The sequence below is a fragment of the Methanothermobacter sp. CaT2 genome (genome assembly GCF_000828575.1).
Taxonomy (GTDB): domain Archaea; phylum Methanobacteriota; class Methanobacteria; order Methanobacteriales; family Methanothermobacteraceae; genus Methanothermobacter.
The window spans coordinates 1421559-1446433 of the sequence record NZ_AP011952.1 but is presented as its reverse complement, the minus strand read 5'-3'; the positions used below and the strand labels follow the sequence as shown (position 1 = coordinate 1446433).

Genomic DNA, 24875 nt, shown 5'->3' with positions numbered 1-24875 from the left:
TCCCGGAGGACCCCTGAACACGGAGAGCTCTTCGTCAACGAAGGGGACAGGGTGATTCCGGGTGGAGAATGTTTTAGGGTCCGCCAGAAAAAGGAGAAATCCGCAAAAAAATAGTATTTAGAGGTCCTCAGGGAGGTAGGTGTCTGCGACTGCTGCAACAGCCTCTCCCATTTCAACCTCAAATCCGAGCTCCCTGAGGGTCATCTCAAGGGCTGAAAATGTTGTTATAAGTTCCCTGTGGGTTATGTTACCCATGTGACCGATACGGAATATCCTTCCCTTGAGGTGGTCCTGTCCCCCTGCAAGCTCAACATGGTACTTGTTCCTCATTGTCCCCCTCAGTTCACCATCTGTAACTCCCTCAGGGAGATTAACAGCCGTGACCGTTGTTGATGAAACTGCTTCATCAGGGAACAGTTCAAGGTCGAGGGCCTTCACCGCATTCCTTGTGGCCTCTGCAGCTATCTTGTGCCTCTTTATCCTGTTGCTGAGTCCCTCCTCCATTATAACCTTGAGGGCCTCATGCATTGCGTATATGAGTGAAACTGCAGGGGTGTATGGTGTCTCAGGTGGCTCCGCGTCACCGCTCTTCCTGTACTTCTTGAGGTTCAGGTAGTATGTTCGGGGATTATCCACAGCTTCAATGACCCTCCAGGCGTCGTTGCTGAGGGTTATGGCTGCCATACCTGGGGGTGCTGCAAGGCACTTCTGGGAACCTGTAACACAGATGTCTATGCCGTAGGCATCAACATCGACCTCATCCCCTCCCAGGGATGAAACCGTGTCAACTATGTAGAGGGCGTCGTAGTCGTCCATTATCTTCCCTATCTCCCTGATGGGGTTAGCCACACCTGTTGATGTCTCATTGTGGACTACTGTGACTGCCTTTATATCATCATTCTCCTCAAGGGTGTATCCAATGTCATCGGGGTTAACGGCCTTACCCCACTCCACGTCTATGGTGATGGATTCGCCTCCAAAGGCCTCCACTATCTGGGCGAACCTCTGACCAAATTTACCCCCAACAACATTCAGGATCTTATCGCCGGGTTCTATAATGTTTGCAACTGCGGCTTCCATTGCAGCTGTCCCTGAACCCGTCAGAAGGTAAGACTTATTGCTGGTCCTGAAAACATCGGACATCATCTCAGTCGTTTCAGTCAGGATCCTGCCAAAGAGGGCGCTCCTGTGGTTAACAATGTTCTCTGACATTGCCTTAAGGACTCTCTGGGCCACCCTCGTCGGCCCGGGGATCATAAGCAGTGTTTCATCCATTTCCAAAAAACCTCCAGATTAAAGTGGATTTCATAACCTGTATCTATTTTTAATCTGTCCATTTAAAAAGATTTACATGAGTCTCGGCCAGCCATCAGTAGATTCGACCTGAAAATTCAGCCAGTCATTGGGCCTTGAAGAGGTGATTAACTGATGGATCGCGGCTTCAGGGCCTGAATCAGGCTCCTGAGCTCCAGCTCCCACCAGGAGAAAACCCAAAGAATGATATATAAATGTGGATAAAGTTATCCCATGGAAGTCCAGGTATGGCTCAGATGGTACACACGTATACTTGATGACTTTGGATTTGACAGGAGGGCTGATGAGGAGTCAGCATCATACCTCGACGCCTTCCTCAGGGAACACGGATGCCTGCGGGTTGATGACATTGATGTCCCATCCAGTGACTTCATTGTATTCGGGGCTGGACCATCACTCAGATCCCACCTCAAAAGGTTCAGGGCCCTTGATGAGCCCATGACAGTCATCTCGGCAGATGGTGCCACCACTGCACTCCTCGAGGAGGATGTGCTGCCTGACATAATAGTAACCGACCTCGATGGTAAGATGGAGGATATAATCGAGGCAAACCGGCAGGGGGCGGTGGTGGTGGTCCACGCCCATGGAAACAACCTCCCTGCCCTCAGGAGGTACCTCCCACTCCTCCAGAACATCATCGGGACAACCCAGAGCATCCCCCATGGCTGTCTCCACAATTTTGGTGGATTCACAGATGGTGACCGCGCTGTTTTCCTTGCCGCAGCCCTCGGCGCCGGTCGTATAGTGCTGGCAGGCATGGACTTCGGTGAGGTTGTGACAAGGTACTCAAGGCCTGATATGGACTCTGAGCTTGGACCGGCCGATCCCGTTAAAAGGCTCAAACTTGAGTACGCCAGCAGACTAATAGACTGGCTTGAGAGGAACGGGGATGTCATGATAGAGAAATGGTGAATTCAATAAAATGAACGTGAAGGACCATGAAAGGCGATAAGAGGCGCGATATAAGGGATATACTCCTGCATGATGAGACTCTCTTCAGGAACATGAACGCCTTTGACCCCGACTATGTTCCTGAGAACTACAGGTACAGGGAGTCCCAGATGGAGGCCCTTGCAGTGTGTATAAGGCCCGCCCTGAGGAATGGGAGGCCCGTCAATGCGGTTATACTGGGATCTTGTGCAACAGGTAAGACAACCGCCATCAAGAAGATATTTGAAATGGTTGAATCAACATCAGAGGGCGTTGTATGCTGCTACATAAACTGTCAGCTCCACACCACAAGATTCGGGATCTTTTCACAGATCTACAGCAAGATATTCGGGCACCAGCCCCCTGAAACCGGAGTACCATTCTCAAGGATATATCAGACCATAATGCAGCACCTTGCCACCGAGAAGAGGGCCCTGGTGGTTGCCCTTGATGACATCAACCACCTCTTCTACAGTAAAAATGCGAACAAGGTACTCTACGATATACTTAGGGCCCATGAAGTATTTGAGGGTGTGAGGACCGGGGTATTCGCTGTTCTCTCAGACATCGAGTTCAGGTACGCCCTTGATAAAAATGTTGACTCCATATTCATACCCCAGGAGATCGTATTCCCTCCCTACACCCGTGAGGAGGTGTTCAACATACTCAGGGATCGTGTCAGGGTCGGATTCTACCCGGGTGTCATTTCCGATGAGCTCCTTGAGAGGATAACTGACCATACAATGGATACCGGGGATCTCCGCTACGGTATAGACCTCCTCAGGGTCTGTGGAAACCTTGCAGAGGCGGATGCATCGCCGGTGATAGGAGAGGAGCACCTTGAAAGGGCCCTGAAGAGCACAGGACCCGTGAATCTCATACACACGGTGCGAACCCTGAACGAAAATGAGAGGGAGTTTCTGAGGATACTTGCAGACGCCGGCGAGGATATGACAGCCGGGGCCCTCTACGAGCTCTTCAGGGAGAGCACAGGTTCAAGCTACTCATCCTTCAACAGGATCATTGAGAAACTGGAATTTTTAAGGTTGATTGACACAAGGCTCACCGGTAAGGGTGTTCGTGGTAACTCCCGGATTTTGATTCCACGTTTCAGCAGGGAGGACCTCCGAAGGTGCCCTGGCTTCTAATTCAGATACCCGCAGGATAATTTGAGTTTCCTCCCGCTGCGACGCTGATAACGCCCCACAGGAGGGCCATGAGAACCATTGAGATGATTAAACATGACCTCACATCCACCACAACAGCAAGGTGCCCGAGACGTCTCCATATACTGTTTGATTTCCTCAGACTGTGCATAATAATCCACTCCACTACCATGTTCATGTGGAGATTATTTAAGAAAAGAGATAGAGAGCACCTGAAAAGTAAAGAGTAAAGCACATACCGGGGATAGAGAACCCCCTCAATAACTCAGTGTATGTGCATCTTAAGTTCATGATCAATGTCACCTGCTGCACACCGGGAGGGAGACCATGAAAGGGTTTGAATTCTTTGATGTCACTGCAGATGCTGGATTCTGGGCCTATGGACATGACCTCGAGGAGGTCTTTGAGAACGCAGCCCTTGCAATGTTCGAGGTTATGACCGACACCTCACTGGTTGAGGCTGCTGAGGAGAGGAGAGTTGAAATCACATCAGAGGATAGGGTTTCGCTTCTCTATGACTGGCTGGATGAACTGCTCTTCATACATGACACTGAATTTATTTTATTCAGTAAATTCAAAGTTAAGATAGATGAGAAAGATGATGGCCTCCACCTCACCGGCACCGCCATGGGTGAAGAGATAAAGGAAAGCCATGAGCGGCGTGACGAGGTGAAGGCCGTGACATTCCATATGATGGAAATCCTGGATGAAGATGGGCTGATAAAGGCTAGGGTAATTCTGGACCTCTAATTGATGAGAAGAAATGATGGAGGATGGTTTGCATGAGTATACATGAAGAACTGGTTAAGGTGAGAGAATCCGTATGGGAAGTTCCAACATCATACAAGAAGGGGATGAGGGTGCCCGGGAGGATCTTCCTGAGGGAGGAGGCCCTCAGGGACCTTGAGAAGGGGGCCATCGATCAGGTGGCCAACGTTGCCTGTCTCCCGGGTATCCAGAAGTTCTCCATTGGACTGCCAGATATTCACTTCGGTTACGGCTTCAGCATTGGAGGTGTGGGTGCCTTCAGCGCCCGAACAGGAGTTATAAGCCCTGGAGGTGTTGGATTCGATATAAACTGTGGTGTGAGGATGGTCAGGACAAACCTTGACCATGAGGATGTCAGGCCAAAGATAAAGGAGCTCATAAACACGCTCTTCACCAATGTCCCCTCCGGTGTTGGGAGTAAGGGGAAGATACGCCTGAAACCCGGGGAGATCGATGAGGTGCTTGAAAACGGGGCTGAATGGGCCGTTGAAAACGGATACGGCTGGGACCAGGACCTCAGGCGCCTTGAAGAAAACGGTAAAATGGAGGAGGCCAGCTCAGAAAAGGTCAGTGAAAAGGCCAAGAAGAGGGGCATACCCCAGCTCGGATCCCTTGGCTCAGGTAACCACTTCCTTGAGGTCCAGATGGTTGATGAGATCTTCGATGAGGAAGCAGCCAGGGTCTACGGTGTGAGCCCCGGAAAGGTCGCCGTCATGATACACTCAGGTTCACGTGGCTGCGGCCACCAGGTCTGCTCAGATTACCTCAGGCTCATGGACAAGGCATACAGGAGGTACAAGATAAACATACCTGACAGGCAGCTTGCATGCGCCCCTGTGGACTCGGATGAGGCCCTGGATTACTTCCAGGCCATGGCAGCAGCTGCAAATTATGCCTGGGCCAACCGTCAGATGATAGTCCACTGGGTCAGGGAATCCTTTGAGGCCGTCTTCGGTATGACTGCAGAGGACATGGAGATGGAAATCGTCTATGACGTGGCCCACAACATAGCCAAGAAGGAGGTCCACACCATAAAGGGTCGTGAAACAGAGGTATTCGTCCACAGGAAGGGGGCTACAAGGGCCTTTGGACCGGGAAGGGATGAGATACCTCAGGAGTACCGGAAAATCGGTCAACCGGTGATAATACCAGGGACAATGGGAACATCATCCTACCTTCTCCACGGAACAGAGGTTGCCATGGAGGAGACCTTCGGTTCAACCGCCCACGGCGCCGGGCGTAAGATGAGCCGTGCAGGTGCCAAGAAGACCTACCGCGGCGAGGAGGTCCAGAGGAAACTTGAAAGTGAGGGCATCTATGTCAGGGCCACCTCCATGCCTGTGGTTGCAGAGGAGGCCCCGGGGGCCTACAAGGACGTGGACGTCGTTGTGAGAACCGCCCATGAAACAGGAATATCCCGCCTTGTGGCGAGGATGCTCCCCCTCGGCGTTGCCAAGGGATAGCCGGGGTGAAGCAATGATAGGGATCATTGGAGGTACCGGCATATATGAGATGGCTGAATACGGGAGGCTGGAGAGAAGGGAGTCCCTCATCACCCCCTACGGCAAAACACCTGAAATATCCGTATTCAAACTCCACGGGCGGAGGGTCGCCTTCATACCAAGGCACTCACCGGGCCATGATAAACCCCCGCACATGGTAAACTACCGGGCGAACATATGGGCCCTCAAAGAGCTGGGGGTCAGACAGATAATAGCAACAAATGCTGTGGGGTCTCTTAAAAGGTCCATAGGACCCGGGGACTTTGTTGTGCCCCATGACTTCCTCGACTTCACAAGGTCCCGTCCATCAACCTTCTATGATGAGAAAACAGTGCATGTAGACATGACAGAGCCCTACTGCAGGAATATACGTTCCGCCCTCAGCGGATCATCAGGTGTGGTTGATGGGGGGGTGTACGTGTGCACTGAGGGCCCCAGGTTTGAAACACCCTCAGAGATAAGGATGTTCCAGACCCTTGGGGGCACCGTGGTTGGCATGACAGGACTGCCAGAGGCCGTCCTTGCAAGGGAGCTTGAGATGTGCTATGCAAGCATATGCCTCGTATCCAACTATGCGGCGTCCATTTCACCCAGCAAGCTCACCATAGATGAGGTCTTCGAGATTATGGATGAGAAGAAGAATGATCTCATAGACATCATTGATGCTGCAATCAGGGACCTCAAAACAGAGCAATCATGTCCATGTCAGCATGCACTCAGAGGTGCCGACGTTAATAATCATGAGGAGGAATTATATGAAGGTTTTAATGATATCTGCAAGCCCGAGAAAGAAGAGCAACACCATGATGGTCCTTGAGCACTGCAGGGATGCTATAGAGAGCCATGGTGTTGAAACAGATATAATATCACTCCGTGGGATGAAAATCGAATCCTGCAGGGCCTGTCTGAGCTGTGCGAAGAAGCACCGCTGCAGGATAGATGACGGCCTCAACGATATAATCGACAGGATACGTGACTCCGAGGGCTTCATAGTTGCAACCCCTGTCTACTTTGGAACCGCCAGGGGCGACCTGATGGCGGCGCTGCAGCGGATCGGGATGGTTTCAAGGGCCTCAGACGGATTCCTGAGCTGGAAGGTCGGTGGCCCCATTGCGGTTGCAAGGCGCGGAGGCCACACCGCGACCATACAGGAGCTCCTGATGTTCTACTTCATAAACGACATGATAGTACCGGGTTCAACCTACTGGAACATGGTATTTGGATGGGCCCCCGGCGAGGTTGAAGATGACAGTGAGGGAATTGAGACCATAAGACGTTTCGGAGAAAACGTGGCTGAGCTTATAAAAAGGATAAATGGCGGTTCTTAAGATGAGGATAGCACTGGCCTCCTCCAGTGGGGAGGAGGTTGACCTCCATTTCGGGAGGGCCTCCCAGTTCCTTGTGTATGAATACAGTGGGGGTAAACCAAGATTTCTTGAGAAGCGGACCGTTGAAATCTCTGAAACCGGGAAACATCAGTGGATGAAAGCCCTTGATGCCATCAGAGACTGTGATGTTGTAATAGCTGTCCAGGCCGGCCTCAGGGGTAAGGTCGGGATTGAGGATGCCGGTATAAAATTCGTGGCCGATGAGGGCCCGGTTGAGGAAGTGCTTGAAAGGTGGATCAGGCACACCGAATTCATGAAGTCAGTGTAACCCGCATAACCCCATTTTCATGGTACTGTATGTATGGCTGTTCATATTCATGACCACACAGCACCCCAAACCACCATGTCAAGATTTAAATACTCCCTTATCCTATTATAGAGTATTCCATACTGGCGGTGTATGTAACTCTAAATCATGGTTAACCAGTTAAATATGAATTTTTTGAATTTATGTTAAATCCAGCTGTTTTTACGGTGTTAAAGATTAAGGTGATATAATGGCAAAGGCTCGAAGAAGGAGAGTACGTGATACATGGAAAGAAAAGAAATGGTATGTGATAAAAAGTCCTAAACTGTTTGGAGAAAACGAGATAGGAACAACACCCTCAAGGGACCCTGACTTCCTCCTCAAGAGGAGGGTTGAAGCCACCATGAGGGAACTGACCGGAGACTTCTCAAAGCAGTACGTTAAGCTGAAGTTCCAGATAGACAGCGTCGCCGGCAGTGAGGCCACAACCAGGTTCATAGGCCACCAGGTCACGACGGACTACGTCAGGAGCATGATAAGGAGGGGTACGAGCAGGGTCGATGCCCCGGTTATAGTTGAAACAAAGGATGGTTACAAACTTAAGGTCCATCCCCTGGCCATAACAATCCGGAGGGCGAAGTCCTCACAGCAGAAGTACATGAGGCAGAGCATAGAGGAACACCTCAGGGAAATCGCCTCAGAGAAGACCTTTGAGGAACTCGTGGAGGGTATTGTAACAGGAAAAATAGCCTCAGAAATATACCACCAGGCCAAGAAGATCTACCCCCTCAAGAGGGTTGAAATAATAAAGAGCAGGGTTCTGGAGGAACCAGCCTAATCAAATGGATCGGGACCCCTCATGATAGACCTCAACATTGGATACGTACTCCTGTGCGTATTCATTGGATTCTTAACCTACTATAGAGGTGCCCTCGATGTATGGGGGTCCCTTTTCATGATCCTTATGGGTCTTCTCATAATATTATCCGCCGGTTTTAACTGGCTCCTTCTTATTTTTATTTTCCTCGTTCTTGGCCTCCTATCAACAAAGTACAGACATGAATACAAGAAGGAGCTTGGTGTCTTTGAGGGAACCAGAAGCGCCAAGAACGTTATATCGAATGGGATAGTGCCCTTCATAATGGCTGCCTTTGGATACTATGACGGTTTTGTTGGGGGCTTCATAGGATCCGTTGCAACCGCCACCGCCGATACCATGGCGAGTGAGATCGGAGTTCTGCAGACACCGCGACTCATAACAACACTTAAGAGGGTGGAACCCGGGACCGATGGAGGCATATCATCCCTTGGAACCGCTGCCGGTATAGCGGGAGCCGGTATAATTGGTTTATCAGCATTTTTACTTGGTGTATGCCCTGATCCCATCAAATCAATGAAGGTGGCTGTGATTGCAGGGACTGTGGGTTGCTTCATGGACAGTCTTCTGGGTGCAGTCCTTGAAAGAAGGAAGTACCTCACCAATGAACATGTGAACCTCCTTGCAACAGTTACAGGGGCAGTTATAGGAATTATTTTAGGATAGAGATCATAAATCTAGGAAGGTGGGTTAATCATGAAAGGGGTAATAATGATAATAGACGGGATGGCTGACCGCCCGCTTGAGAAACTCTCAGGCAGAACACCTCTCGAGGCCGCCAGCACCCCCAATATGGACAGGATAGCAGAGTCAGGTATTAACGGTATAATGGACCCCATAAAACCCGGTGTGAGGGCAGGGAGCGACACATCGCACCTTTCAATCCTCGGATATGATCCATACAGGGTTTACACCGGAAGGGGACCCTTTGAGGCCGCTGGTGTTGGTCTTGACGTGAAACCAGGGGACATCGCATTCAGGTGCAACTTCGCGACTGCAGACGAGGATATGATAATAACAGACAGGAGGGCCGGACGTATAAGGTCAGGGACCTCAAGTATAGCCCGGACGATAAATTCAATGACCATTGAGGGCTTTGAGGATGTTGAAATAATATTCAGGGAATCAACAGGTCACAGGGCAGTCCTTGTACTGAGGGGACCCGGACTCGGGGATAAGGTCTCAGATGCAGACCCCAAGGTGGAGGGAAAACCTCCGAAGAAGATAAAGGCACTTGATGGATCCCCTGAATCCCTGAAGACAGCTGAGGTTCTCAACAGGATCGTTAAGGAATCCTATGAAATCCTGAGGGACCACCCGGTCAACACCGGGAGGATCGAAAGGGGTGAGGCCCCTGCAAACATAATACTCCCACGGGGGGCGGGTGCCGTTCCACGTGTTGAGAAATTCCAGGAACGCTACGGTCTGAAGGCGGCGTGCATAGCCGAAACAGGACTAATAAAGGGCATAGGGCACCTCACAGGCATGGATGTGATAGACGTTGAGGGGGCCACCGGGGGAATAGACACAGACCTTGAGAGCATAAAGAACGCCATATACAGTGCAATTGCCGCTGATTACGAGTTCCTCCTCATAAACATCGATGGTGCTGATGAGGCTGGACACGACGGCGACCTCGAGGGGAAGGTCCGTTTCATTGAGAGGGTCGACTCCATCCTCGGGGACCTGATGGGGGATGATATCTACTTCATACTAACGGCGGACCACTCAACACCTGTATCTGTCATGGACCACACAGGTGACCCTGTGCCCATCGCCATAACCGGGCCGGAGGTCCGTGTTGATGATGTCACATCCTTCAGTGAGAGGGCTGCCGCGGCTGGTGGTCTCTGCCGGATAAGGGGATCCGATGTCATGGACATACTCCTTGACCTCATGAACAAAAAGGAAAAATTCGGGGCTTAAGATGAAGGAGAAAAAACCGCGACTCTTCGGTACATCAGGTATAAGGGGCCGCTTCGGAGAGAAGGTCACACTGGAACTTGCAGCTGACACCGGAAGGGCCCTGGCAACCCACCTCGGTGGTGATGGGGAGGTTGTTGTGGGCTACGATACAAGGACATCCAGCCAGCTTCTGGAGAATGCCCTGATCGCCGGGATAGTAGAATGTGGCTGTGATGTTACACGCCTTGGAATGGTCCCCACACCCCTTGTGGGTTACGCAGCATCCCGTCTGGGTGCAGCTGCTGGTGTGATGATAACCGCATCCCATAACCCCGCCCCCTACAACGGGATAAAGCTCTGGAACCCTGACGGGATGGCCTACAGACCATCACAGGAGAGGGTCATAGAGGCCATAATACACAGCAGAGACTTCAAAAGGAAGGCCTGGGATGAACTGGGGTCCATGACCACAGTTGATATGAGGGATGACTATGTCAGGGCGGTACTCGAAACCGTGGAGATTAAAAAACCCCTCAAGGTCGTCATTGACTCCGGGTGCGGCGCAGCATCCCACCTGTCTCCCCTCATATTCAGGAAGGCCGGCTGCAGGGTCATAACCCTTAACTCTCAGCCTGATGGTTTCTTCCCGGGGCGTGACCCTGAACCGGTCCCTGAGAACCTCTCGGAGCTGATGGAGACTGTGAGGTCAACCGGGGCTGATCTGGGCATAGCCCACGATGGTGACGCAGACCGGATGGTTGCAATCGACGACCAGGGACGATTCGCAAGCTTCGATAAGCTCCTGGCCCTCATGGCAAGGGAGATTGGAGGTAAGATAATAACAACCGTTGATGCGTCCCTCTGTGTTGATGAATGCCTGGGGGACCGGGGCGAGGTCATAAGGACCCGTGTGGGTGATGTGCATGTGGCCAACACCATTGCAGAGGAGGGGGCCAGGTTCGGAGGTGAGCCCTCAGGTACCTGGCTGCACCCTGATTTCTGCATGTGCCCCGACGGGATACTCTCAGCCCTCAGGGTGGCGGAACTTGTATCAGCAAGGGGGCCCCTCTCAGAGCTGCTTGAGGAGGTGCCATCCTACCCCAACATAAGGGACAAGGTCCCGTGCCCCGACGAGAAGAAGGATATCATAATGGAGAGGGTGGCTGCTGAGCTCAGTGGCAAGTTCAGCGAGACATCAGACATTAACACCATCGACGGCGTCAGGATATCCCTGGATGATGGGAGCTGGGTTCTTGTGAGGCCATCAGGGACAGAGCCCTACATCAGGATCACCCTGGAGGGAAAGACAGAGGAGAAGGCCAGGTATATACATGAAAGGACCCGTGATTACCTTGAAAATGTGATAGGGTGATGGAATGCAGGCAGTTATTCTAACAGCAGGTGAGGGGACCAGGATGCGACCCCTCACCCTTACAAGGCCCAAGACAATGCTGCCAGTTGCAGGTAAACCCATACTGAAGTACAGTGTGGATGCCCTCAGGGACAACGGTGTCCATGATATCGTGATGATAACAGGCTATCATGAGGAGGCCGTCAGGTCCCACTTCGGCGACGGATCCGGATCAGGAGTCAATATAACCTACGTAAGGCAGGAGGAACGCCTTGGAACGGCTCATGCCATAGGTCAGGCCTCAGAGCTCATAGACGATGAATTCATTGTACTTAACGGGGACATCATCACGGATCCGGGGCTCATGGGCGACCTGATTGGGTCATACCATGAGAGGAAACCCGAAACACTGATGGTCCTCAGGGAGGTCCCGGACCCCACCTCCTTCGGGGTCGTTAAGGTTGAGGGGGACCGTGTAAGGGAGATCATAGAGAAACCAGGCCCCGATGCAGGGGCAGGGAACCTCATAAACACAGGCATATACGTGTTCAGCCCGGCCGTCTTTGATTATATAGAGAGAACCCCCCTATCCAGCAGGGGAGAATACGAGATAACAGACACCATAATGATGCAGGTGAGGGATGACCTCCCTGTGAGGGCCATAATATCAGACAGGGACTGGATAGATGTTGGCAGGCCATGGGAACTCCTTGAGGCAAGTGAAAGGCTCATGAAGGACCTTGAGGATTCCGTGGAGGGTGATGTGGAGGATGGTGTGACCATACATGGACCGGTTGCCATTGGCGAGGGCACCATTATAAGGTCAGGCACCTACATCCAGGGACCGGTCTACATAGGCAGAAACTGCGATATAGGCCCCAACTCCTACCTCAGGGCCCATACCTGTATAGGGGACGGTGTAAGTATAGGGAACGCCGTCGAAGTCAAGAATTCAATCATAATGGACGGTACAAACATCAACCACCTCAGCTATGTGGGGGATTCCGTTATAGGGATGAACTGTAACATAGCTGCAGGTACCAACATAGCCAATCTGCGATTTGATGATGGCCCCGTCAGGATGGTGGTAAAGGATGATGTCGTGGAAACCGGCCGGAGGAAACTGGGGGCTGTGTTCGGTGATGGTGTCAAGACAGGTATAAACTCAAGTTTCAACCCCGGTGTCAAGGTGGGGAAGGATTCCTGCATAGGTGCCGGCTGTGTGATATCGAGGGATGTGCCCTCAGACAGACTGGTGATACTCAGGCAGGAACACACTACAATTGAGTACAGGTGATAGGATGGGCTTCAGAGTCCTTGAGGGTGCCAGGATAGTGGGGGATGTGAGGATAGGTGATGGTTCCTCTGTATGGTACAATGCCGTCCTGCGGGGCGACCTTGAACCCATCGAGATAGGGCGCTGCTCAAACATCCAGGACAACTGCGTCGTCCATACAAGTCGCGGATACCCTGTCAGGGTTGGTGACTGCGTATCTGTGGGGCACGCCGCGGTCCTCCATGGGTGCATTGTGGCAGATAATGTCCTCATAGGTATGAACTCCACCATCCTCAACGGTGCAGTTATAGGGGAGAACTCCATCGTCGGGGCCGGGGCGGTGGTAACCTCAGGTAAGGAATTTCCCCCTGGAAGCCTGATAATCGGGACTCCTGCAAGGGCTGTGAGAGAACTCAGTGATGAGGAGATAGAGTCAATAAGGGATAATGCCCGGAGGTATGCTCTGCTGGCACGTGAATAACTCTCCAATGACCTGAGTTAACCGAGATTGTATGAAACTTAAGAGTGGTTCTATGGTAAAGATTCGGAATAAGATCAATGATATTGAACCCTATGTACCTGGAAGATCCATAAAGGAAATTGCAGATGCCTATGGTCTGAAAGAGGATGAGATAATTAAACTTGGATCCAATGAGAACCCCCTGGGCCCATCACCCGCCGCGGTGGAGGCCATGGAGCGTGAACTTGAATCGGTTCACAGATACCCCGAGTCAGCCCTGACCGACCTCAGGGAAGCCATAGCAGACTACGCAGGGGTTGGGATGGATCAGGTTATAGTGGGTGGTGATGGTGCCGATGAGATAATCGATGTCCTGGGGAGGACCTTCCTTGAACCGGGGGAGTCCTTCGTCGTGCCCATGCCATCCTACATGTACTATGAGTACACGCTCCAGGCCCATGATGCAAGGGCTGTCCATGCACGGTGGGACGTCAATGAGAACCGCCTCGACCTTGAATCGGTCCTGGATGCTGTTGATGAATCAACCCGCCTCGTCTTTCTCTGCACACCCAACAATCCCACAGGGGGCCTCATAGATAAGAAGGACATCCGGGCTGTTCTGGAGTCAACAGATGCCCTGGTGGTTGTTGATGAGGCCTACACCGAATTCGCAGGTGTGGACAACACTGACCTCCTCCCTGACCATGAAAACCTCTTTATACTGAGGACATTCTCAAAGGTGATGGGACTTGCAGGTATGAGGATAGGTTATGGTCTCGGGGACCCCCGGATAATAGAGTACATGCACCGTGTAAAGCCGGTTTTCAGCCTCACGAGGCTATCCCATGCAGCTGCCCTTGCAACCATCAGGGACAGGGATTACATAAAAAAATCCACCGAGTACTCAATAAAAAGCAGGGAGTACCTCTACTCCGGGTTGAAGAAATTGCCGGAACTGAGGGTTTTCAGATCATATGCAAACTACATACTGATTGACGTGAGGGGGACAGGTAGGACCGCTGCTGAACTCTCAGAAGAACTCTTAAGGAAGGGTATAATCGTGAGGGACTGCACTTCCTTCGCAGGACTTGATGAATACTGGATACGTGTCAGTGTCGGCACCCTTGAAGAGGATAGAAAGTTCCTTGAGGTCCTGGGTGAACTGGTTCAGTGATTCCAATGAAGATTGGTTCAATGGCAGTTTCAACCCTCGACTATCCCGGAAAAACCTCACTCGTTATATTCACTGCCGGCTGCAACTTCAGGTGCCCCTACTGCCACAACCCTGAACTCATAGATGGGGGTGATGAAGTTGACCTCGAAACTGTCCTTGATGATGTGGAGAGGTACTCAGAATTCGTTGAAGCCCTGGTGGTGAGTGGGGGTGAACCCCTCCTCCAGGTCAATGCCCTCGAAACTGTCCTTGAACATGCACGTTCCCTGGGACTTGCAACGAAACTGGATACCAATGGCTCATATCCTGAAGCCCTTGAAAGGCTACTACCCCACCTTGACTATGTTGCAATTGATGTGAAGGCCCCCCTCCACAGGTACCCTGAACTTGCCGGTGCCGGTGCCGGGGGTGTGATGAGGAGCCTTGAGATCCTCAGGGATTCGGGTGTCACAGTGGAGTGCCGCACAACCTTCGTGCCGGGTCTAATGGGGGAAGAGGACGTAGAGATGATTGCAGATTCAATCGAGTGTGATGTCTATGTCCTGCAGCAGTTCAGGAACAGGGCCGTCCTTGATGAGTCACTCAGAGAAACAGAGCCTCCATCACCCCGGAGACTCAGGGAGATTGCAATGAGGGTCAGAGACAGGTTCAGAATGGTTAAAATACGTACAGAGGAATTCGGGGAAGAAGAGATCTAGATGATAACCCTCTAAGAGAATCCAGGAGGTGGAGACCCGTTGCCCATACTCTCATTCAGCAGCAGGGACATTGACCTTGTAACAGGCAAAAGGACCATGACTATAAGGCGCAAGTGGAAGAGACCCCTCAGGGTCGGCGACCGGCTCCACTGCTACTGGAACCTCGTCTCAAAGGACCGTGAAAAGGTCTTCGAAGCGGTGGTGACAGACGTTGAAACCGTGAGTTTCAGGGAACTCAGAGAGAACGATGAGCTGGCCAGGGAGGATGGTTTCAGGGACGCCAGACAGCTCGAAGAGGAATTCCAGAGGATGTACCAGGGTGAACTCACGGATGATACCGAGTTCCAGGTGATAAGGTTCAGAAAACTCCCTGTGGATGAATGGGAAGGTAAAAGAATCGATGAGAAGGCCATGATAACAAGAAGGGCGGACATACTCTTTGATTCAGGTAAATTCAGTAAATCAGAGCTATGTTACACCGCAGCCCTCAGGATAGACCCCAACGACGTCTACATACTCAACAGACTCGGTGACAACCTCACAAGGCTTGGGAGATTCGATGAGGCCCTTGAATGCTACAGGAGGGCCATAATGATAGAACCTGAGAACCCCTACATATGGAATAACATGGCCATAACCCTTCTGAACGCCGGGAGGGTGGATGAGGCCCTTGAGGCTAGTAAAAGGGCTCTGAAAATAAAACACGACCCGGACCTCCTCTACTGGAGGGGTGTGATGCTTGAGGTTGCAGGAAACCCCCTGGAGGCCCTTGAATCCTATGAGCAGTCCCTTGAAATTGACCCCCGGAACGCCGAGGTCTGGACAGCCAGGGGAAACCTGCTATCTGACCTCGGGCGGATGGAAGAAGCCATAGAATCATACAACAGTGCCCTTGAGCTTGCCCTTGAGGATGAACAGGACCCCAATGTCTGGAACCGTAAGGGTAACGCCCTCCTTGAGCTTGAAAGATTCGATGAGGCCCTTGAATGCTACAGGAGAGCCATTGAAATGGAACCAGAGAACGATGTCTACTGGACCAACATGGGGGTTGCCCTCCTTGAGCTTGAAAGATTCGATGATGCCCTTGAGGCCTTCAACAGGGCCCTGATGATAAACCCGAAAAATGAGGATGCCGGGATACTCCGTGAGGAGTGCCTTGAGAACCTCTAAACAGCTATTTTAGTTTTTCCATGGCCCTCTCGACCAGGGATATGCCCCAGCGGGCCATTTCATCCGCCTGCTCCTGTGTCTCTGACTCTGCGAAGCATCTGAATATTGGCTCGGTCCCTGAGGGTCTTATTATGACCCATCCGGCTTCACTGAATATTTTAACACCGTCTGTAGTATCTATGTCCCTTACACCCTCCTCATCTGCCAGCATCTTACTTACCAGGTCCATCACATCCCCTTTAATTTCATCGGGACATTCTATTTTCCTCTTACTGGAGTAATATGCGGGTAGTTCCGATACAAGCTCTGATAGTGGCCTGTCCTCATGGGCCATTATCTCGAGTATCGTGGCGGCTGTGAGGGCTGCGTCCCTCCCGTATACAAAGTCGGGGAATATTAATCCACCGTTTTCCTCGCCTCCAAATAGTCCGCCTGTCTCTTTAAGTTTTCTTGCCACCAGGAGGTCCCCTACAGCTGTTGTTATTACCTCTCCGTTGTTCTCTGATGCTATATCGTATATTGCTGAGGATGTTGCGACGGTGGTGACTATTATGCCTCCACCCTTCTCCTGGAGCATCCTCTTCTCAACAAGGGCGAAGGTCTTATCGCCGAGGACAAATTCTCCCCTCTCATCGATACATATTGTCCTGTCTGCGTCACCATCGTGGGCTATGCCCAGATCAGCCCCGGTTGACCTCACAGTCTCCATCAGCTCCGAGAGGTTCTCAGGGACAGGTTCAGGGTCACGCCCCGGGAAGAAACCATCAGGCTGAGAGTTAAGTGCTATCACCTGACATCCGAGTCTCCTGAGGATGTAGGGCATGGTGTAGGATGCTGCTCCACAGCCACAGTCAACCACCACCCTGAATTTCCTTCTGCGGATGGCCTCTGCATCGACCCTCGCTATGACACCGTCCTGGTACTCCCTGATTATGGAGGAGTTTGATGTGAGGTTCCCGATTTTATCCCAGGAGGCCCTCCTGAAATCTTCGCTGAAGAATATCCTTTCTATTTCCTCCTCCAGGTCATCAGGGATGCCTATGCCGTCTGAGTCAACGAATTTTATACCGTTGTACTGTGGGGGGTTGTGGGACGCCGTTACGATAACCCCTCCATCATAATATTTTCTGACCGCATACTGAACGGCTGGCGTTGGGAGTATTCCCAGGTCAACAACATCACATCCGCTTGAAAGAAGGCCGGATATGACAGCATTCTTTATCATTACAGTGGATGTCCTTGTATCTCCTCCAACAGCTATTTTACCTTCTACAGTTGAACCGTATGCTGCCGCAAGCTTTGATGCGAATTCAGGTGTTAAAACCTCATTTGCAAGTCTTCTAACTCCGAATGTGCCAAATAGTTTCTTCATCTTTTAACAGCCCCATTCACTGGATATTTGAATTGTTAATCACCAGTATGAATAAAGTCAGACATTCACTCCGTATGAATTTTTAATCACATTTACCTATTTATGATAAAGTCAGACATTCACTCTGTAAACAGAAAAGTCCCGGTTCCTGTAAACAAGTCTGGAGTAGGGGGGAGTCCTCTCCTCATTATCCAGGATTATGTATCCCACACGATCCCTCATTATATCATGCTTCGTATAGTTAAAGCTGCTGATATATTTTTCCACGTTGATTGAACGGATGGTTCCTGGCGCATAGCCGCCCGCCGATACCGGTTGCCCTGAAATCGCAACTATGGCGGGTTGGATGTGGTAGTCAGACACAACAACAGTTGCATGGTCTCCGTTATACCTGAACCACTCTGCAATATCGAGTTCAGAATCTGAAACCTCGAGTTTTATGGAGCTTGCAAGGGAGTAACCATCATAGATGCAGTAAAGGGATATAAGCAAAATAATGGCGTAAAAGGACCATTTGCCATTATTTATTCGTATTGAATTGAAAAGATCTGCACTCAGTGTTGCCATCGGGAAGAGGGCGAAGTACAGTATCCTGTCCGAGAGGACCTTCAAACCCAGAAGGTAGGCAGCTGTAAGTGCCAGGACGAATACAGTCCAGACAGCCATTATAACATCTTTTTTCTCCCTCCGCCCAGCCGCATGAACAATTCCTGCCAGTGAAAGGATGGTGAGCAGAACCCCCAGATGGGTGATGTATCCCTTTAAAGGCAGGGAACTGGTCGGCGGTGACCTGAATACAAAACCATATTTAACTATAAGGGGTGCATACCAGACCGATGCAAGTAAAAGACCGGACCCGAGGATTATTAGTAGATTCCATGGTCTGATATCATATTTTCCAATGTAAAGGACAATGGTTGAGAGAGTAACCACTGCTAAAATTATGGAGGCAGAAAGGATATGGGTCATTAACATTAACCCCAGGAGCAAGCCGGTTAAAACCGGATAAAGCCTTGAGCAACCTTCCATGGACCTGTAGTATCCATAAACAAAGAGGGGGATGGATATCATCGCAAGTGACTCAGGGATCGGGAAAATCATCCTCATGAAGAATAGACTTGAAAATAGGAAAATTCCCGTTAAGAATCCTCCCAGAGGTCCGTAGAGTTTTCCTGAGACATATGAAAATGACAGAACAATGAGAAATGCAAACACTGGCTGCATGAATCTGGAGACTGTGAAAAACCCCAGGCCGGTTATTTTACTGAGAAAAAGCATCATTATGTGAAAGAGGGGTGGATAATATATGGGTCTCCCATGGGGGGCGGAGGTTAGAGGATCCCAGAACACGATGCCCCGCCCCATATAAAGGGTGGCATTATGTATATGATAATAGATATCCCATGTCAGCGGAACAGTGTACCGGAAGGTGGGTGTTAAAGCGATAAGGCAAGCAAGGAGCGGAGGTAACAATATCAATATAAAATTGAGCTTTACTCTGTTAATCCGCATGTTAATCCACCAACACTCTCAGTTACTATAACTCTGTTAACGAGGCTCTTAAATATATCTCTAGGGGTTATTACTCTAGATTCAAATCCAGGGGCCAATGATATATAATCCAGAAATACCCGAGCTTGAGTGAATCAGAAAAAAGAACCTTTGACCCTGAAGTTTAGCAGGCGAGTGTCCTTAAATTGGAGGGCTCTTCGACAATAATCTCCAGTGATCCCTTGTACTCATTTACTTTCCCAGTAACTCGCACTTTCATGCCCCGAAGTAGATGAGGGTCCAGGCCATTCTTTTTTATTTCAGCCGATGTCGATTCAAATATAACAGCCGTTATAACACCGCTGCCATCGTTTATAACTAAAAAAAGAGTCCCTGAATGTTCTGATTCACGAAAATCCTCAACTGTACCCTCTACAGTCACCTTCCTGTCCACCATTCCATGATTTATGCTGGATACACTAACCTCAGGCGGAGTAACTGTATCTGCTGATATTATCATTCCAATGAAGCCTGAAAGTCCAAGAAAAAGGGATATTAGGAGGAGACTTCTATCATCCAGGTAAGCCATGAACTTTTTTAATACATATGTCTATTTAAATATTACTAATTTGTGTTTACGCGACAAGGCGGAGAATCCGGAAAAAATAGAATGAAATAGATTAAATGATGTTACCTAATCTTCCTCTCCTTTTATCTGCTCATCGATCTTTTTTTTAATATCCTCAGTCTTCTTACCACGAATCTGCTCCTCAACCTCATCCCTAATATCCTCAGTCTTCTTACCACGAATCTGCTCCTCAACCCTTTCCTTTCTTGACATGGAAACCTCCCCATTTGATTTTAATTGGAATAATTATTGTTTTTTTTATTAGAAATAATTTTCTCTTTAGTTATCTATAATTTCCATCTCAGCACTCCTAATTGAGCCAACTCATTGATTAAACTAAAGAAGCTGAGTGTATTTGTAGATTTTATAATATGAATTTTTCGATTGAATGATTTTGGAAAGATTAATTAAATATCATGATTTAAAATGTTGAATGTAAAAAAAGGAGGTGCAAAAATGGGATCATCTTTTAAATCGCCTGCAGATACGGCAAAAGCCTGTTCTGCAATAGCTGAATTAAAAGAAAAAGCGCCTTTAGGGAAAGTTATAGTTCTTAGCTTCCTTGCTGGTGCTTACATAGCCTTTGGAGGCTTGCTTGCTGAAGTTGTTACTGGGGGAATGGCCAAGGCAGGTTATCCTGCAGGCCTTGTGAAATTAGTTTTTGGTGCAGTTTTCCCAGTCGGGCTCATGCTTGTTGTAATAGCAGGTTCTGAGCTCTTTACCGGAAACTGTATGTACATGCCATTGGGAATTCTGGATAAAAGGGCCTCTATAATGGGCTTAATAAGGAACTGGGTCACAAGCTGGGTATTCAACCTCGTTGGTGCAGTATTTGTTGCATATTTCCTTGCTGTTGCAACAGGTATACTCACTGCAGACCCATGGCAGGCTGGCGCATTAACAGTTGCAAAAACCAAAGCACTTGGAGGTGCTTCCTTTATTGCAGCAGGTAAGGTTACAAAGTCTCTTACATGGGCGCAAGCTTTCTGGAGAGCTGTCGGTTGTAACTGGCTTGTCTGTCTAGCAGTATACCTTGCAATTGCCTCAGATGATATCATTGGTAAAATATGGGGAATATGGTTCCCTATATTCGCATTCGTGGCTATCGGATTCGAACACAGTGTGGCAAACATGTTCTTCATACCAGTCGGCATATTCCTTGGAGGAGTTACCTGGAGCCAGTTCTTTATGAATAACCTGATTCCAGTTACCCTTGGTAACATAGTCGGTGGTGCTATCTTCGTTGCATGTCTGTACTGGTACACCTATCTTAAAGAGTGATTTAAAATCTTAATTTATTTTTTAGGGAGTGAGTAATATGAAGCTTGAATATATTCCTACAGTATGTCCTTACTGTGGTTGTGGTTGTGGATTGAACGTGGTTACCATCGATGGAAAGGTTGAAGGTGTGGAACCCTGGAAGAGACATCCTCTGAACGAAGGAAAACTCTGTCCAAAGGGAAATTTTTCCTACCAGTTCGTAGGAAGAGATGATCGCCTGACGAAACCCCTTATAAAAGAAAATGGTGAATTCAGAGAGGCTTCCTGGGACGAAGCCACAAGCCTGATAGCATCCAAATTAGAAGAATACAGAGGCGAAGATCCTGACTCACTTGCATTTCTTGCATCTGCAAGATGTACAAACGAAGAAAACTATCTTCTCCAGAAATTTGCAAGGGCTGTCATAGGGACACAGAACGTCGACCACTGCGCAAGGTTATGTCATGGTCCATCCGTCGCCGGGCTTGCCAAGACCTTTGGTTCAGGTGCAATGACAAACTCTATTTCAGACATCGAGGAATCCTCATGTATATTCATAATCGGATCAAACACAGCTGAACAGCACCCCCTTATATGGAGAAGAGTCCTCCGTGCTAAGGCCAACGGTGCCAAGCTAATAGTCGCCGATCCAAGGGTTAGCCCAACTGCAAAAATGGCAGATATATATCTCCCATTCAAGCCAGGAACCGATGTTCCTCTCATGAATGCTATGATGAACGTTATAATAGAGGAGGGCCTGGAAGACAGGGAGTTCATAGAGAAAAGAACAAAGGACTTTGAAAAACTTAAAGAAACTGTTAAAAACTATAAACCAGAAGAAGCTGAAAAGATCACCCTGACACCCGCCGATAAAATCAGAGAAGCAGCAATAGAATATGCAAAGGCAGATAGTGCTGCAATACTCTTTGCCATGGGTATAACCCAGCATATTACAGGAACAGATAATGTTGTGTCAACTGCAAATCTTGCAATGCTAACAGGTAACGTCGGTAAAAGAGGTGCTGGAGTTAATCCACTGAGGGGTCAGAATAACGTTCAGGGAGCCTGTGACATGGGTGCCCTTCCTGCATTCTATCCAGGATATCAGAAGGTCATTGAAGAGGATGCGACCGAAAAGATGTCTTGTGCATGGGGCTGCAGTGATCTGAAGTGCACCCCTGGGCTGACAGTTGTTGAAATGATGAACGCTGCAGCAGAGGGTAAACTTAAGGCCATGTACATCATGGGTGAAAACCCGATGGTATCAGACCCCGACATTCAGCACGTTAAAGAATCCCTTGAAAATCTTGAGTTCCTTGTTGTTCAGGACATATTCCTCACAGAAACAGCTGAACTGGCAGACGTTGTTCTCCCTGCAAGTGCATGGTCTGAGAAAAACGGCACATATACAAGTACAGAAAGGCGTGTTCAGTATATAAGAAAAGCTGCTGATGCTCCTGGAGAAGCAAAGGATGACTGGCAGATAATATGTGAAATAGCGAATAAGATGGGTGCTGATGGTTTTAAATTCAGCTCAGCAGAGGATATATTTGAAGAGATACGGGAAGTGACACCACAGTATGCTGGAATGAACCCTGAGAGACTGGTAAAACCCGAAGGCCTTCACTGGCCATGCCCCGATGAAACCCATCCTGGAACTCCCATATTACACACAGAACAGTTTGCAACACCAGATGGTCTTGGTATATTCTTCCCGGTAGAATACAGAGAACCTGCAGAGACACCAGATTCTGAATATCCGTTCATACTGACAACAGGTCGAATAATTTTCCACTACCACACAGGTACCATGACACGAAGATCAGAGACCCTTGATAGGGAAGTTCCAACTGGATTCGTTGAGATAAATGATGAAGATGCCCTTGAACTTGGAATCAAAAATGGAGATATGGTCAAAGTAAAAACCAGACGCGGAGAGATTGAAATAACAGCCAGAGTAACCCCAGAGATTATGAAGGGAGTTCTATTTATTCCATTCCACTTCGCTGAGTGCGCAGCTAACATGTTAACAAGTGCAGATGAACTTGACCCTGAAGCCAAGATGCCTGAACTAAAGGTCTCCGCGGCAAGCATATCAAAATAGGGGGGCTGTAAATGGTTGAAGTTAACGACATGTACTATGCTTTCTCAAAAAATGAAGAAATTGCAGAGAAAGGAGAATATGGGGGTGCTGTAACTTCCCTTCTTAAATTCCTTCTGGAAGAAGGAATGGTGGATGCTGTACTTGCAGTTAAGAAGGGTTCGGATCTTTATGATGCCGTCCCAACCCTTATAACGGAGCCTGAAAAGGTTATAGAATCTGCAGGTTCACTTCACTGCGGTACACTGAACATAGCAAAGGTTATAACTCGCTACCTGAACGGGGCAAAGGACATCAAAATAGCCGTTACAACGAAACCCTGCGATGCAATGACAATAGTCGAGGTTGCAAAGAGGGGCAAGATAGACCTTGACAATGTTATAATGGTCGGTGTAAACTGCGGTGGAACACTCCCACCTGTTAAAACACGCGCCATGATAGAAGAAGTATATGAAATGGACCCTGATGATGTTGTCAAGGAAGAAATAGCCAAAGGAAAACTCATAATTGAAACTTCAGACGCTGAAAAAGGGATAAGCGTCGATGAAGTTGAAGAGATGGGTTACGGTAGGAGAACAAACTGCAGGAGATGCGAAAAGAATATTCCAAGAATGGCGGATCTTGCACTTGGTAACTGGGGAGTTATAGGTCCACTGGCAGGTAAGGCAACCTTCGTTGAGGTTACATCCGAGAAAGGTGCAGATTTACTTGAAAAAGCCGTATCTGCGGGTGTCATCGAAATAGAGGATCCCATACCCAAGGGCATTGAGATACGTGAAAAAATAGATCAGGCCATGGTAAACCTTGCAAAGAAATGGCAGAAAAATGATTTCAATGAGGAAACCGGTGCCGAGATTCTCATGAATCTCGATAGATATATGGACGAACTCAACAAGTGTATCAAGTGTTACAGCTGCAGGGAAGCATGCCCAATATGTTACTGTGAAGAGTGCTCACTTGAGACAAAAACGCCTGAATGGATCGAGAAAGGTAAAATTCCACCATCACCTCTCTTCCATCTCGAAAGAATGCTACATATGGTTGACTCATGCACCAACTGTGGTCAGTGCGAGGAATTATGCCCAGCAGAGATACCCCTCGCAAAGATATGGCATGAAATCAACTGCAGAGTTCAGGAAACCTTTGGATACAAAACGGGCTTTGAAACCGGTCAGGAACCTCCACTAACACATCCCTAGATCCCACTTTATTCTCTTTTTAAGGTGATGCCATGATACTGGATGACGTGCTGATTAAGAACCAGGAATTTGTAAAGAATTTCCACGCTGAAAAACTAAGTCACAAACCAAAAAAGAAACTCGCAATCGTAACATGCATGGACACAAGGTTAGCAGGATTTCTGGAATCCGCCATGGGGCTTGAAAGAGGAGATGCAAAGATTATAAAAAATGCGGGTAACCGTATAACAGAAGACGCTTTGAGGTCCCTTGTCGTCGCAATTTATTCTCTGGGTGCAGAGGAAGTGATGGTGGTCGGTCATACCGACTGTGGAATGGCAAACGTCAACTTTGATAAAATCAGGGAATCAATGAAAACAATGGGGATAAGTGAAGACGTTATAGAAAAACTTAACCTGGAGGAGTGGATTGGGGCAATCGATGATGAAGAGAAAAATGTGATTGAAGGCGTTAAAAAAATAAAAAATGCTGAATTCATCCCTGAAATACCTGTTCATGGTCTGATTGTAGATATTAACAGCGGCGCTATCAAGGTCCTGCATAATGATTCATGAGATCCCCATTTAGGATTTAAGGCCCTCTAAAAAATTTTATCAAG

Annotated in this window: 26 protein-coding genes; 20 read left to right on the top strand and 6 right to left on the bottom strand. The window is 49.0% G+C overall.

Annotation, left to right across the window (positions count from 1 at the left end):
* Positions 1 to 117 precede the first annotated feature (117 nt).
* A complete protein-coding gene (locus MTCT_RS07445) occupies positions 118 to 1275 on the bottom strand; it encodes an alanine--glyoxylate aminotransferase family protein (protein WP_048176684.1) in 1158 nt (385 codons plus the stop codon).
* Between the two features lie 252 nt (positions 1276 to 1527).
* On the opposite strand from MTCT_RS07445, the gene MTCT_RS07440 reads away from it, so the two are divergent.
* Positions 1528 to 2226, top strand: coding sequence for a 6-hydroxymethylpterin diphosphokinase MptE-like protein (locus MTCT_RS07440; protein ID WP_048176120.1), 699 nt, complete (start codon positions 1528 to 1530; stop codon positions 2224 to 2226).
* Between the two features lie 26 nt (positions 2227 to 2252).
* The gene (cdc6-2, locus tag MTCT_RS07435; protein ID WP_048176118.1) at positions 2253 to 3392 is read left to right on the top strand and encodes an ORC1-type DNA replication protein Cdc6-2; all 1140 of its coding nucleotides are present in this window, start codon (positions 2253 to 2255) and stop codon (positions 3390 to 3392) included.
* Between the two features lies 1 nt (position 3393).
* On the opposite strand, the gene MTCT_RS09370 is transcribed toward cdc6-2, so the two are convergent.
* A complete protein-coding gene (locus tag MTCT_RS09370) occupies positions 3394 to 3561 on the bottom strand; it encodes a hypothetical protein (protein WP_158296338.1) in 168 nt (55 codons plus the stop codon).
* Between the two features lie 176 nt (positions 3562 to 3737).
* On the opposite strand from MTCT_RS09370, the gene MTCT_RS07430 reads away from it, so the two are divergent.
* The 14 genes from MTCT_RS07430 to MTCT_RS07365 all read left to right on the top strand — a co-directional run bounded on the left by MTCT_RS07430 (position 3738) and on the right by MTCT_RS07365 (position 16226).
* Positions 3738 to 4160, top strand: coding sequence for an archease (locus MTCT_RS07430; protein ID WP_048176116.1), 423 nt, complete (start codon positions 3738 to 3740; stop codon positions 4158 to 4160).
* A gap of 32 nt (positions 4161 to 4192) precedes the next feature.
* The gene (locus tag MTCT_RS07425) at positions 4193 to 5641 is read left to right on the top strand and encodes an RNA-splicing ligase RtcB (protein WP_048176115.1); all 1449 of its coding nucleotides are present in this window, start codon (positions 4193 to 4195) and stop codon (positions 5639 to 5641) included.
* Between the two features lie 13 nt (positions 5642 to 5654).
* Complete coding sequence (mtnP, locus tag MTCT_RS07420) at positions 5655 to 6497, top strand: S-methyl-5'-thioadenosine phosphorylase (protein ID WP_048176112.1); 843 nt, start codon at positions 5655 to 5657, stop codon at positions 6495 to 6497.
* Positions 6436 to 7008 carry a flavodoxin family protein gene (locus MTCT_RS07415; RefSeq protein ID WP_197538709.1) on the top strand — a complete coding sequence of 191 codons (573 nt, stop codon included), beginning with the start codon at positions 6436 to 6438 and terminating at the stop codon, positions 7006 to 7008. The genes mtnP and MTCT_RS07415 overlap by 62 nt, the downstream gene beginning before the upstream one ends.
* 1 nt (position 7009) lies before the next feature.
* Positions 7010 to 7336, top strand: a complete 327-nt coding sequence (locus MTCT_RS07410) for a NifB/NifX family molybdenum-iron cluster-binding protein (RefSeq protein ID WP_048176682.1) — start codon at positions 7010 to 7012, stop codon at positions 7334 to 7336.
* A gap of 229 nt (positions 7337 to 7565) precedes the next feature.
* Entirely contained in the window at positions 7566 to 8153 is a 588-nt protein-coding gene (locus MTCT_RS07405) for a 30S ribosomal protein S3ae (RefSeq protein WP_010877201.1), read from the top strand.
* A gap of 21 nt (positions 8154 to 8174) precedes the next feature.
* A complete protein-coding gene (locus MTCT_RS07400; RefSeq protein ID WP_048176111.1) occupies positions 8175 to 8858 on the top strand; it encodes a TIGR00297 family protein in 684 nt (227 codons plus the stop codon).
* A gap of 30 nt (positions 8859 to 8888) precedes the next feature.
* Entirely contained in the window at positions 8889 to 10118 is a 1230-nt protein-coding gene (locus tag MTCT_RS07395; RefSeq protein ID WP_048176109.1) for a 2,3-bisphosphoglycerate-independent phosphoglycerate mutase, read from the top strand.
* 1 nt (position 10119) lies between these two features.
* Positions 10120 to 11469, top strand: coding sequence for a phosphoglucosamine mutase (glmM, locus tag MTCT_RS07390; protein WP_048176106.1), 1350 nt, complete (start codon positions 10120 to 10122; stop codon positions 11467 to 11469).
* Between the two features lie 4 nt (positions 11470 to 11473).
* Complete coding sequence (glmU, locus tag MTCT_RS07385; protein WP_048176105.1) at positions 11474 to 12745, top strand: bifunctional sugar-1-phosphate nucleotidylyltransferase/acetyltransferase; 1272 nt, start codon at positions 11474 to 11476, stop codon at positions 12743 to 12745.
* A 4-nt stretch (positions 12746 to 12749) separates the two neighbouring features.
* Positions 12750 to 13205 carry a gamma carbonic anhydrase family protein gene (locus tag MTCT_RS07380; protein WP_048176104.1) on the top strand — a complete coding sequence of 152 codons (456 nt, stop codon included), beginning with the start codon at positions 12750 to 12752 and terminating at the stop codon, positions 13203 to 13205.
* Positions 13206 to 13257: 52 nt separating this feature from the next.
* Complete coding sequence (hisC, locus tag MTCT_RS07375) at positions 13258 to 14358, top strand: histidinol-phosphate transaminase (RefSeq protein ID WP_048176102.1); 1101 nt, start codon at positions 13258 to 13260, stop codon at positions 14356 to 14358.
* A gap of 5 nt (positions 14359 to 14363) precedes the next feature.
* Positions 14364 to 15056 carry an anaerobic ribonucleoside-triphosphate reductase activating protein gene (locus tag MTCT_RS07370; protein WP_048176100.1) on the top strand — a complete coding sequence of 231 codons (693 nt, stop codon included), beginning with the start codon at positions 14364 to 14366 and terminating at the stop codon, positions 15054 to 15056.
* Between the two features lie 39 nt (positions 15057 to 15095).
* The gene (locus MTCT_RS07365; RefSeq protein WP_084126287.1) at positions 15096 to 16226 is read left to right on the top strand and encodes a tetratricopeptide repeat protein; all 1131 of its coding nucleotides are present in this window, start codon (positions 15096 to 15098) and stop codon (positions 16224 to 16226) included.
* A 4-nt stretch (positions 16227 to 16230) separates the two neighbouring features.
* Here MTCT_RS07365 and glmM (MTCT_RS07360) read toward each other — a convergent pair whose 3' ends face one another.
* The 4 genes from glmM (MTCT_RS07360) to MTCT_RS09365 all read right to left on the bottom strand — a co-directional run bounded on the left by glmM (MTCT_RS07360) (position 16231) and on the right by MTCT_RS09365 (position 19930).
* Positions 16231 to 17598 (bottom strand): phosphoglucosamine mutase, encoded by a 1368-nt coding sequence (gene glmM / locus MTCT_RS07360; protein ID WP_048176099.1) that lies wholly within the window; start codon positions 17596 to 17598, stop codon positions 16231 to 16233.
* A 111-nt stretch (positions 17599 to 17709) separates the two neighbouring features.
* Entirely contained in the window at positions 17710 to 19110 is a 1401-nt protein-coding gene (locus MTCT_RS07355; protein ID WP_048176097.1) for a hypothetical protein, read from the bottom strand.
* A gap of 163 nt (positions 19111 to 19273) precedes the next feature.
* A complete protein-coding gene (locus MTCT_RS07350; protein WP_048176096.1) occupies positions 19274 to 19678 on the bottom strand; it encodes an exodeoxyribonuclease VII large subunit in 405 nt (134 codons plus the stop codon).
* A gap of 105 nt (positions 19679 to 19783) precedes the next feature.
* Positions 19784 to 19930: a hypothetical protein gene (locus MTCT_RS09365; protein ID WP_158498097.1), complete on the bottom strand. Its 147-nt coding sequence runs from the start codon at positions 19928 to 19930 to the stop codon at positions 19784 to 19786.
* A 243-nt stretch (positions 19931 to 20173) separates the two neighbouring features.
* Here MTCT_RS09365 and MTCT_RS07345 point away from each other — a divergent pair, with 243 nt between their 5' ends.
* From MTCT_RS07345 to MTCT_RS07330, 4 genes are read left to right on the top strand one after another with little or no spacing between them, the layout of a single operon-like run.
* Positions 20174 to 20998: a formate/nitrite transporter family protein gene (locus MTCT_RS07345; protein WP_048176094.1), complete on the top strand. Its 825-nt coding sequence runs from the start codon at positions 20174 to 20176 to the stop codon at positions 20996 to 20998.
* 37 nt (positions 20999 to 21035) lie between these two features.
* Positions 21036 to 23081, top strand: a complete 2046-nt coding sequence (gene fdhF / locus MTCT_RS07340; protein WP_048176092.1) for a formate dehydrogenase subunit alpha — start codon at positions 21036 to 21038, stop codon at positions 23079 to 23081.
* Positions 23082 to 23092: 11 nt separating this feature from the next.
* Positions 23093 to 24277, top strand: coding sequence for a Coenzyme F420 hydrogenase/dehydrogenase, beta subunit C-terminal domain (locus MTCT_RS07335; protein WP_048176090.1), 1185 nt, complete (start codon positions 23093 to 23095; stop codon positions 24275 to 24277).
* 32 nt (positions 24278 to 24309) lie between these two features.
* A complete protein-coding gene (locus MTCT_RS07330) occupies positions 24310 to 24831 on the top strand; it encodes a carbonic anhydrase (RefSeq protein WP_048176089.1) in 522 nt (173 codons plus the stop codon).
* Positions 24832 to 24875: the final 44 nt, after the last annotated feature.

Bases quoted from the DNA above. Each gene is read 5' to 3' on its own strand.
- MTCT_RS07350 (WP_048176096.1), bottom strand. From the start codon at position 19,678: ATGGCTTACCTGGATGATAGAAGTCTCCTCCTAATATCCCTTTTTCTT.
- MTCT_RS07345 (WP_048176094.1), top strand. From the start codon at position 20,174: ATGGGATCATCTTTTAAATCGCCTGCAGATACGGCAAAAGCCTGTTCT.
- glmM (WP_048176106.1), top strand. From the start codon at position 10,120: ATGAAGGAGAAAAAACCGCGACTCTTCGGTACATCAGGTATAAGGGGC.
- MTCT_RS07355 (WP_048176097.1), bottom strand. From the start codon at position 19,110: ATGCGGATTAACAGAGTAAAGCTCAATTTTATATTGATATTGTTACCT.
- mtnP (WP_048176112.1), top strand. From the start codon at position 5,655: ATGATAGGGATCATTGGAGGTACCGGCATATATGAGATGGCTGAATAC.
- MTCT_RS07330 (WP_048176089.1), top strand. From the start codon at position 24,310: ATGATACTGGATGACGTGCTGATTAAGAACCAGGAATTTGTAAAGAAT.
- MTCT_RS07425 (WP_048176115.1), top strand. From the start codon at position 4,193: ATGAGTATACATGAAGAACTGGTTAAGGTGAGAGAATCCGTATGGGAA.
- MTCT_RS09365 (WP_158498097.1), bottom strand. From the start codon at position 19,930: ATGTCAAGAAAGGAAAGGGTTGAGGAGCAGATTCGTGGTAAGAAGACT.
- MTCT_RS07335 (WP_048176090.1), top strand. From the start codon at position 23,093: ATGGTTGAAGTTAACGACATGTACTATGCTTTCTCAAAAAATGAAGAA.
- MTCT_RS07405 (WP_010877201.1), top strand. From the start codon at position 7,566: ATGGCAAAGGCTCGAAGAAGGAGAGTACGTGATACATGGAAAGAAAAG.
- MTCT_RS07380 (WP_048176104.1), top strand. From the start codon at position 12,750: ATGGGCTTCAGAGTCCTTGAGGGTGCCAGGATAGTGGGGGATGTGAGG.
- MTCT_RS07410 (WP_048176682.1), top strand. From the start codon at position 7,010: ATGAGGATAGCACTGGCCTCCTCCAGTGGGGAGGAGGTTGACCTCCAT.
- MTCT_RS07415 (WP_197538709.1), top strand. From the start codon at position 6,436: ATGAAGGTTTTAATGATATCTGCAAGCCCGAGAAAGAAGAGCAACACC.
- MTCT_RS07430 (WP_048176116.1), top strand. From the start codon at position 3,738: ATGAAAGGGTTTGAATTCTTTGATGTCACTGCAGATGCTGGATTCTGG.
- MTCT_RS07445 (WP_048176684.1), bottom strand. From the start codon at position 1,275: ATGGATGAAACACTGCTTATGATCCCCGGGCCGACGAGGGTGGCCCAG.
- MTCT_RS07400 (WP_048176111.1), top strand. From the start codon at position 8,175: ATGATAGACCTCAACATTGGATACGTACTCCTGTGCGTATTCATTGGA.
- MTCT_RS07370 (WP_048176100.1), top strand. From the start codon at position 14,364: ATGAAGATTGGTTCAATGGCAGTTTCAACCCTCGACTATCCCGGAAAA.
- glmU (WP_048176105.1), top strand. From the start codon at position 11,474: ATGCAGGCAGTTATTCTAACAGCAGGTGAGGGGACCAGGATGCGACCC.
- MTCT_RS07440 (WP_048176120.1), top strand. From the start codon at position 1,528: ATGGAAGTCCAGGTATGGCTCAGATGGTACACACGTATACTTGATGAC.
- fdhF (WP_048176092.1), top strand. From the start codon at position 21,036: ATGAAGCTTGAATATATTCCTACAGTATGTCCTTACTGTGGTTGTGGT.
- cdc6-2 (WP_048176118.1), top strand. From the start codon at position 2,253: ATGAAAGGCGATAAGAGGCGCGATATAAGGGATATACTCCTGCATGAT.
- MTCT_RS09370 (WP_158296338.1), bottom strand. From the start codon at position 3,561: ATGCACAGTCTGAGGAAATCAAACAGTATATGGAGACGTCTCGGGCAC.
- glmM (WP_048176099.1), bottom strand. From the start codon at position 17,598: ATGAAGAAACTATTTGGCACATTCGGAGTTAGAAGACTTGCAAATGAG.
- MTCT_RS07395 (WP_048176109.1), top strand. From the start codon at position 8,889: ATGAAAGGGGTAATAATGATAATAGACGGGATGGCTGACCGCCCGCTT.
- hisC (WP_048176102.1), top strand. From the start codon at position 13,258: ATGGTAAAGATTCGGAATAAGATCAATGATATTGAACCCTATGTACCT.